At 32.2% G+C, this 1828-nt stretch carries 3 protein-coding genes; all 3 read left to right on the top strand.

Translation table 11 applies throughout. The features are described 5' to 3' along the window. A partial coding sequence (locus RR539_RS10840; protein ID WP_332500453.1) for a hypothetical protein occupies positions 1-351 on the top strand: 351 nt, incomplete at its 5' end. Positions 352-484: 133 nt separating this feature from the next. After that, positions 485-1360 carry an SLAP domain-containing protein gene (locus tag RR539_RS10845; RefSeq protein WP_332473757.1) on the top strand — a complete coding sequence of 292 codons (876 nt, stop codon included), beginning with the start codon at positions 485-487 and terminating at the stop codon, positions 1358-1360. A gap of 31 nt (positions 1361-1391) precedes the next feature. Continuing rightward, positions 1392-1828: hypothetical protein (locus RR539_RS10850; protein ID WP_332500454.1), on the top strand; the 437-nt coding region annotated here is incomplete at its 3' end.

The following is a 1828-nucleotide window of genomic DNA, read 5'->3' on the forward strand; positions in this document are numbered from 1 at the left end:
GATGCTATTCTAGAAAAGGGAGATGCTCTACTTATTCAAAATAATATGCAAAAGGCAATTGACGAATATGAAATTGGACTTAGGGAAAAGGGTTATGAAAAGGTATTTAAGGATAGAATTGAGTATGCTAAGGATATGAGGGTTCAATATAAATACTATATTAAGGGGGTAGACCTATTTAACACAGGTCAATATAAGCTTGCTTATTCAACCCTTAAAATGATAAAGCCAAATGAACTTGAGTTTTATATAGATGCTCAGATGAAAATAGCAACTATAACATATTTAGGAGAGGTTATAAATAGTGATATACTTTTAAGAATTAAGCCAGATATGACTAAAACACCATAAAAGGGCTAAAAAACCCAGTAATTTGTAGTAATAAGTTGGAAAATAGTATATAATCTAGATGTTAGGTTTAATTACAAAAGATAAATTAAATAAGATACTAGAGATAGCTATTTTTTTAGGGGGATGAGTCATAATGTTTTTTAACAAAGTAAATACTAAGAAACAAGAAGTAGAAGAACTTAAAAATAAGTACCTTGGTGAAAACAAGGATGAAAAAATAGAGCTGAAGCTTTCTTTAAAGCCTTCAGAGGAAATCAAAACATCTAAGGTTGTTAGGGATGTATATATGGAGGAGATTAGATCCTTTAATGATATTGAAGATGGAGATCTTAATATTAGCACATCATATGTATTCTCAGTGGATGAGGGGTATGAGGCTAGTGTATATCTTAGAAACGCAACTAAGTTTGAAATTAATCTAGATAACCCATGTCTTATAGTTGTTGATGAAAATGGAAAGATAATTCTTAAAAAGGTTTTCAAGGGAGAAGATCTTGGAACACTTCAGCCATATTCAGCAAGACCGTGGAAGTTATTATTTGATAAAACATATCTACCAGAGAGTGTTGACCTTACTAAGGCTAAGGTAAACTTCTGGGTTCAAAAACCATTTGCAGATGAAAGTGAAACATCAGTTGGATTTAGAGAAATTGAAGATGTAAATGATGAGAAGTCAATTGAGATAATTGACTATAATAATAGATTACCTTTACTAAAGGAAAATGAGGTTAACTTTAATCTATCATCACTTGAATTAGTAGATGGATTCTTATCTTTTAATTTAATTATTAGAAACTCAACGGAAAGCACATTAGTAGACCCAGACACATTAAAGCCGCTAGTTGAGAATTTACCAGTTGCTATTTATAAGGATGATGTTAAGGTATATAGTGAGGTTGTTAGGGTACCTGCTATAGTTGGTGCATACCAAGCTAAGTTTGTACCATTATCAACTGCTTACAAAACTGATTCTCTAGAGGGCATTACACTTAAGCTAAACGAAATATAGGCCCTTTAGTTATACTAAAGGAGGGAAAGAGTTGAAAAGCAAGGGAAAATACATTGTAGCCACATGTATAATGTTAAGTGTTATTTTTGCTGGAACTGTTTATGCTAGTAGTTACTATTCACAGGCAAATGCAAAGCTTAACCACTTAGAATCTTCGTTTATCAAGAACTACCTTGGAAGCAAGAACTTACCTGCATTTAGACAATATCTTGCAGATGCGAAGAATCTTACAAATAGGGTTACCAATACATCTGATAAGAGAAAGCTAAATAATAGAATAGTTCAATGTGAAAATGTTATAGTTACAACTGAACATGTTGTTAACATGGAAACATCTATGGATAAGAACTATAGGGGACCTAAAAACCTACCTGCATTTAAGGCATACTTAGATAGGGTTAATTCTGCACTTGGCACGGTTTCAAACAAAACAATTCATCAGAAATTATCTGAGAGAAGTTATGCAGG

The sequence above is a fragment of the Clostridium sp. genome, assembly GCF_036639235.1.
Taxonomy (GTDB): domain Bacteria; phylum Bacillota; class Clostridia; order Clostridiales; family Caloramatoraceae; genus Clostridium_AB.

Excerpts from the sequence above, each read along its gene's own strand:
- RR539_RS10845 (WP_332473757.1), top strand. The coding sequence starts at position 485 with ATGTTTTTTAACAAAGTAAATACTAAGAAACAAGAAGTAGAAGAACTT.